This is a genomic window from Prochlorococcus marinus CUG1433 (assembly GCA_017644425.1).
Lineage (GTDB): Bacteria > Cyanobacteriota > Cyanobacteriia > PCC-6307 > Cyanobiaceae > Prochlorococcus_A > Prochlorococcus_A marinus_U.
In genome coordinates this window covers 23,771-30,008 of record JAEPLN010000003.1, presented here as the reverse complement: position 1 = coordinate 30,008, position 6,238 = coordinate 23,771, and the positions used below count along the sequence as shown (strand labels likewise).

At 30.6% G+C, this 6,238-nt stretch carries 8 protein-coding genes; 5 read left to right on the top strand and 3 right to left on the bottom strand.

From position 1 onward, the window contains the following. The 4 genes from JJ842_09675 to JJ842_09660 all read left to right on the top strand — a co-directional run. On the top strand, positions 1–216 hold a 216-nt coding region (locus JJ842_09675; protein MBO6972182.1), incomplete at its 5' end, for a DUF3303 family protein. A 664-nt stretch (positions 217–880) separates the two neighbouring features. Further along, positions 881–1,018 (top strand): hypothetical protein, encoded by a 138-nt coding sequence (locus JJ842_09670; GenBank protein ID MBO6972181.1) that lies wholly within the window; start codon positions 881–883, stop codon positions 1,016–1,018. Then, the gene (locus JJ842_09665; GenBank protein ID MBO6972180.1) at positions 960–1,664 is read left to right on the top strand and encodes a HupE/UreJ family protein; all 705 of its coding nucleotides are present in this window, start codon (positions 960–962) and stop codon (positions 1,662–1,664) included. The genes JJ842_09670 and JJ842_09665 overlap by 59 nt, the downstream gene beginning before the upstream one ends. A gap of 395 nt (positions 1,665–2,059) precedes the next feature. Continuing rightward, complete coding sequence (locus tag JJ842_09660) at positions 2,060–3,313, top strand: integrase (protein ID MBO6972179.1); 1,254 nt, start codon at positions 2,060–2,062, stop codon at positions 3,311–3,313. Between the two features lie 42 nt (positions 3,314–3,355). Here the strand turns inward: JJ842_09660 and arsB are convergent, their stop codons facing one another. Next, a complete protein-coding gene (gene arsB, locus JJ842_09655; GenBank protein MBO6972178.1) occupies positions 3,356–4,366 on the bottom strand; it encodes an ACR3 family arsenite efflux transporter in 1,011 nt (336 codons plus the stop codon). Between the two features lie 99 nt (positions 4,367–4,465). Between arsB and JJ842_09650 the strand changes: the two genes are divergently transcribed. Continuing rightward, the gene (locus JJ842_09650; GenBank protein MBO6972177.1) at positions 4,466–4,867 is read left to right on the top strand and encodes an OsmC family protein; all 402 of its coding nucleotides are present in this window, start codon (positions 4,466–4,468) and stop codon (positions 4,865–4,867) included. Here JJ842_09650 and JJ842_09645 read toward each other — a convergent pair. Then, positions 4,857–5,462: an HD domain-containing protein gene (locus JJ842_09645; protein ID MBO6972176.1), complete on the bottom strand. Its 606-nt coding sequence runs from the start codon at positions 5,460–5,462 to the stop codon at positions 4,857–4,859. The genes JJ842_09650 and JJ842_09645 overlap by 11 nt on opposite strands. Next, positions 5,459–6,184 carry a phytanoyl-CoA dioxygenase family protein gene (locus JJ842_09640; GenBank protein MBO6972175.1) on the bottom strand — a complete coding sequence of 242 codons (726 nt, stop codon included), beginning with the start codon at positions 6,182–6,184 and terminating at the stop codon, positions 5,459–5,461. Before JJ842_09640 ends, JJ842_09645 begins: the two co-directional genes overlap by 4 nt. Positions 6,185–6,238 lie beyond the last annotated feature (54 nt).

Genomic DNA, 6,238 nt, shown 5'->3' with positions numbered 1-6,238 from the left:
TTGGGAAGGTATCATGCCTCTTACTCAAATAATGTTTATATTATTGTCCAAGCTTCAGCAGGCATAAAAATGACAGAACATTTTGCTCCTTGGAAAGTTAAGTTTGATATAGATTTTGATATCAAGCCAGTTATGACTGACGATGAAAAAGTTGCTGAGCACAAGCTTGTTGGCTCATTAATGGCAGCAGAACAGAAAATGGGATTCACAGGTTAATTATTTTTCAAAGATTTATTTTGCGTAAATTTTGCGTGAAGCAAAAATTTGAGTGAACTAGGTATTAGCTGAGACTTATTGCTGAAACTCATAGGGCTAAAAGATTCGAACCTGCGACCTAGTGCTCCCAAAGCACTTGTATGTAACTTTGAGAAAAATATAAGAATATAGATTATAACTAGAGTTATCTATTGTGTTGGAACGTTTCTGAGTCTCAAATTCATGCCTTGCTATCGCATGAATTCGCATGAGATCGTCACTTAGCTACCCCTCTAGCTACCCCTTTTACACCCGAGTGCCTTCTTGTAGTTATCACCCCAAAAAATAATTGATAGTCGCTATTGAATTCCAAGAAGAAAGAATTAATGCTTTGGAAGGTAAAAGAATTATTGATATAGAAGCTGAGTGAAGTTATCTTTTTAAATAATAATCATGAATGTGATTTTCATTATCAAAATATTATTTAAAAGGTTTGTTATTGTTTTGTTAAATAATATTCATGAACATGATTATCATTTTTAAATTTTGTTAAATAATATATTTCTTAATTAAATAAAAATGATAATCGTTTTTTAATTTAATTTTATAAAATGTATAAAAAATTATTACTAGCATTAATTTTTAGTCATATATTGTTTATATTTAGAAATAAATTTTCCAAATTATGGTTATTACTTTTACAAAACATTTAGTAACAGATACTTTGATTTTAAACGAGAAAGAAGTTTGTCCAGGTTGTGGTTGTGTTTGTCCTTGCGAATGTACAGATTGTGAAGAATGTTCACCATGCAAAGATCATTAATTTAAATAGAAAAATGAATTCTAAAAATTTTTTTCATAAGAACTTAAAAGTCTCTTTAATAATCTTCCCTGTATATTTGTTTTTTATTAGTATCTATAATCCAGTATTTGCTCATCATCCATTTGGTATGGGTGAGAGTTCCACATTAACTTCCTGGCAGGGATTTATCAGTGGTATTGGTCATCCCTTATTAGGTCCAGACCATCTCCTTTTTATTTTGGCAATAAGTCTTATTGGATTGAGATTCCCAAAAAAATGGATATTACCTTTATTAGGTTTTGGTTTAATTGGAAGTGCTATTGCGCAAATTTTGTCATTGCCAGAATTTATGATTCCCTACGCAGAAGCATTAGTATCTTTAAGCTTAGTTTTAGAAAGTTTGATAATTTTGGGCTATTTACCTAGCTCATTACTTTTACCCATGATCTCTTTGCATGGTTACTTGATAGGAGGTGCAATTATTGGTGCTGAGCAAAGTCCTCTATTAAGTTACTTTTTAGGAATATTTATAGGGCAAGGATCTTTGCTCTTAATAGTCCTATACTTATCAGAGCATATTGGAAAAATTTTAAAGAATAAAAATTTGGTTTCGGGAATTTTAATCGGTATTGGAGCAGCCTTTTCATGGGTCGCACTTATTGATTAAGCACTTATTGATTAATAAGTGTTCTAAAATTTTTGGGGAACAACCTAATTGATGGAATTGTCAATAAAAGGCACTAGATAAGTAAGTGACGACCGCAACAACTGTATCCTAGCTACCCCTCTAGCTACCTTTTCTTAATGTGAGACAACAAATAATAAAAAAGCGAGTTGAGAGACTCGCTAGTATGACTTGATTTTTTAGAGTCGGGGCGACAGGATTCGAACCTGCGACCTAGTGCTCCCAAAGCACTATGACTCTTCTAGTGAGACAAAGGGATCTAAGCTATAACTGAAGTCATACTCTGCATAAGACTGCACGAGACTGCACACTTTTGCCTTACTCAGTTGAAAATCCACGGAAATCCGTGGACAATAGGTAGAGCACTCGGTCATTAAATGCCACAATCAAACAATTGGGTAAAAACATTAAGAAGGGCAATAAAGGAATCTATTGGATCTGGTTGGACAGTAGAAAATGATAGAGGGAATATGCGTTTAATATATGGAACTAAGACAACTGGAAGAAAATCTATAAACCTTCCTTACTTATGGGAAGAGAATCAAATGATTGAAGCATTGAAGTTTATAGAAGAAGGAGCAAACACTTATTTAGAAAATAATGGAAAGATCCTTTTAAAGACCGCTTTTAAATATGCAAGAAACTCTTCTTCGGAAGTCAAACTTGATTGGGAAGGGGCTTTTGTTAGATATAGAAAAGAAAGATCAGATATTAAAGAAAACACTTGGAATAAAAAGCATCTTCCTGTTTTAGAGGGAGTTATGTTCTATATGAATAGAGCAAATCATAGACCGCAAAATGCTAGAGCTTTATATAAAAAGGTAATTAATGAATATAAGCATGGACAATACAATCAATTAGTTGGTTGGCCACCTGACAAGGCAACAATAAGAAGGCATATGAGATTAGCTTTTAATAGTTTTTTAGATTATTGCTGCAACTATGAAGATTTCCCTTCTTATTGGAGACCAAATTATGGAAATTTCAAAGATAATAATGAAGAAAAAAATATAGCTAAAAAGAAAGATATTGGTTATCCATTAACAGATGCCCAGATTGGAAGATTAGTAGATAACTTTATTGACCAACCACAAGCCCAAAGATGGAAGTTTGCTGCTCAACTTTGTTCAGTTTATGGATTAAGACCAGAAGAACTTAATCATCTGGTTCTCAGAAATAACAAGACAGAACTTTGGTGTATATACCAAAAAGTAAATTCTAATTTTAAAGAAAGACAACTATTGCCTTTATTGGTTAGAGATGTAGATGGAGAACCTTTTGATTGGAACTACAACTTAGTGCAAAGGTTGGCAGCGGGAGAAGAACTGCCAAAAATTCCTCTAGGTAATGGCGGTCAAAACTTTGGAGAATATCTTAGGAGGAAGAGCATTAGAAAGACTTGGTTGTCTATTTGTGCAGAAGCAGAAGCAGAAGGACAAAAGTGCAAACCATATTCCTTCCGTCATAGATACGCATATGTTGCTCACACTAGACCTATGGAAGATGGAACAATGCGAGCACCTAAACAAATTGCTGATGCAATGGGGCATGATCTACAAACACACCTAGAAAGTTACGCTAGATTTATGACCAAAGATCTTAAAAAGGCTTTTGATTTGGCAGAAGTATGAGCACTTATTTAGAAGAAAGAATTCAATGGTATGAAGAAAATATTACTTTATAAATAATATTTTGGAAGACTTAGAAATATTTACTAAATAAAGCATCAAAGGAACTTCTACTAGTACCCCAACTATAGTGGCTAAAGCAGCTCCTGAATTAATCCCAAAAAGAGTTATCGATACAGCTACTGCAAGTTCAAAAAAGTTTGAAGCTGCTATCATCGATCCTGGACAGGAAATAGAATACTTTTGCCTAAAAAACTTCATTGAAAAAGCAGTTAAATAAAAAATAAAAAGAGTCTGTATTATTAATGGAATTGAAATTAAGATTATATGAATAGGATTTTGTAATATAGATTTTGATTGAACAAAGAATAATAAAAAGACTGTAAGAATTAAAAAAAACAACGAATAACTTTTACTTTTATTCAAAATACTTTTTATTCTTTTTTCGCTATAGATTTTATTTTTTAAAAATATTGCTAGAAAAAGTGGTACCAAAATAAAGATTATTACAGAACCGAAAACAGTATCTAACGGGATATCTATACTGTTAAATCCTAAAAGAATTTTTGACAATAATGGAAAGGCTAAAATTAATATTAGATCATTAATAGCTACTTGGATTAAAGTAAATAAAGGATCGCCTTTAACAAGATTACTCCAGACAAAAACCATTGCTGTACATGGCGCTATTCCTAATAGAATCATTCCAGAAACATATTCTTTAGCAAGTACAGGATCTATAAAATTACCATATAAAAAATATAAAAAAGAGGCTGCAATGATGGCCATTGAAACTGGTTTTATTAACCAATTAATAAAAAGGACAATAGAAAATCCTTTAATCTTATATTTCAAATTTATTATTGACTTGAAATCTATTGATAACATCATTGGGAAAATCATTCCCCAGATAAGAATTGCTATTGGAAGATTTATTCTTGAGAGCTCTAATCCGCCTATAAATTGAGATAAATTAGGAAATAAATAACCGGATAAAGATCCAATACACATTGCTAAGAAAACCCAAATACTTAGATATCTATCAGAAAATTGCATTTAAAATTTTTTAATCAATTATTAAATTTAGCAAAATTTTTTGGCCTTAATCTTAACTTAATTTACCCATAATAAGCTCTTAAAAATAGCTATTTTTATATGTCAATTAAGGCGAAATATGTAGGTGAATTTCGGAGTGAAATTATCTTCGAAAATCAATTAAAAATAAAAACAAATTCGAATAGAAATTTACATGATTCTTGCGAACAGACTAAACCCTCAAATCTATTGTCTGCATCTTTAGCTTCTTGTATTTCAACAACTCTTGGAATAATTCTAGAAAAGAATAATATTGAATCAAAAAGTTTTTATGTTGATATTATCTCTAAAAGTGATGTTCAAAATAATAAAATTTCAACCTTGCATTGTAAAATATGCCTTCCACTTATTAAGAAATTAAAAATAAAGAACTTTATAAAAGAAAAAATTGAATCATCATTCATAAGCAATTCTCTTAAAGAATCTATAAATATAAGCTATGAATATATTTTTAATAGATAGCTAATCTTTCGGCAACAATCATTTCTTTATAAGTATCTAATTCTTCAACTTCTTTAAGAGAAACCTTTCCTCTATCATCCCATTTTCTTAATCGAACTGCATCTTTGAAGTATTTATTATTTTCTAGTTCATTAATCTCTTCTTTATTTAAAGCACCACCTTGTACCTTAAAACTATTTTTAGATGCTTTAGATAAACTTTCATAATAAGAATTATCGATTGAGCATAAATATCTTTTTGCTACAACGTGTAAGCGAATACTTTCTGTAATTTCTTCAGAGAAAAAATCTTTTAAAAAATTTGAAGCAATATTTTCATGGTTAAGATCTTTTTTTAAGAAATCATTTTTTGAGTCATTTTCATCTATTAGAAGATGACCTATATCGTGTAACAAAGAAGCAATTACTATATGCCTTCTGCCATCTTCAGTGCGAGCGAGTGAAGCTGTTTGGAGACTATGTTGTAATTGAGTGACTGATTCATCATAATTAGTTTTTCCTTCCTCCTTAATAAAGTCAAATAATAAATCTACAAATTCATTGTTATCAGAATTTTGTAATTTGTTTTTGAAGTTTTTAATAGTTTTGTATTTCATTTAATTGCTTCTCCTTCAAAGTGACCTATTAAACTTACATATCCATCTTTAAGAGAGTTCTTTTTAAAGTCATAATAATCTTTTCTTAAATCGCCTTCAGTTTTAGCATTATAAGTTACATAGAGCGCTCTTCTTGGACGACTAGATTTATTTGTTGAACTTCTGTGAGGAACAAAAGAATCAAAAAATACTGCGCCTCCTTTTTTAAGAGGTATCTTCTCCCAAACAAATTTTTCTGCGGTTAGTGAATCTATACACCCCTTTTCATCAATATTTATTATGCCCTCATTATTTCTACCTCTTGCAAATTCCAAACATCCATTATTTATATCAGAGTCATCTATAGCTAATAGCATTGTTATGTGTTTTTTCCCAAAAGGATAAGCAGGAGCATCTTGATGAGGTGCATATCCAGCTCCCCCTGGGTATTTATAATTTATTTTTTCCTTGAATAATATTGGTTCATCATCAAATAGCATAGTTAAATAATCTTTTATTGATGAACTTAAAAGAAATTCCCTAAAAGATGTATGCGAGCTTACAAAGTTTTCTGTTCTTGAAAGCACTTTACCATTAACTGTTTTTTCATAATGATGGTTAACCTCTTTAGAGTCGTTAAGTTCACTAATCCATTTTTCAATTGCCTCTAAATCAACTTGATTTATTAGGTTCTCATTAACTATAAATCCGTCATTATCGAATTTTAATTTTATATTGTTCAAAACTGATTCCACCTCAATACAAGTCTTAACAAGATATTAAACATTTATGATTAA

What these genes read in the sequence shown, in the direction of transcription:
- JJ842_09645 (MBO6972176.1), bottom strand. Translation starts at nt 5,462, where the DNA reads ATGAAATACAAAACTATTAAAAACTTCAAAAACAAATTACAAAATTCT.
- JJ842_09660 (MBO6972179.1), top strand. Translation starts at nt 2,060, where the DNA reads ATGCCACAATCAAACAATTGGGTAAAAACATTAAGAAGGGCAATAAAG.
- arsB (MBO6972178.1), bottom strand. Translation starts at nt 4,366, where the DNA reads ATGCAATTTTCTGATAGATATCTAAGTATTTGGGTTTTCTTAGCAATG.
- JJ842_09670 (MBO6972181.1), top strand. Translation starts at nt 881, where the DNA reads ATGGTTATTACTTTTACAAAACATTTAGTAACAGATACTTTGATTTTA.
- JJ842_09650 (MBO6972177.1), top strand. Translation starts at nt 4,466, where the DNA reads ATGTCAATTAAGGCGAAATATGTAGGTGAATTTCGGAGTGAAATTATC.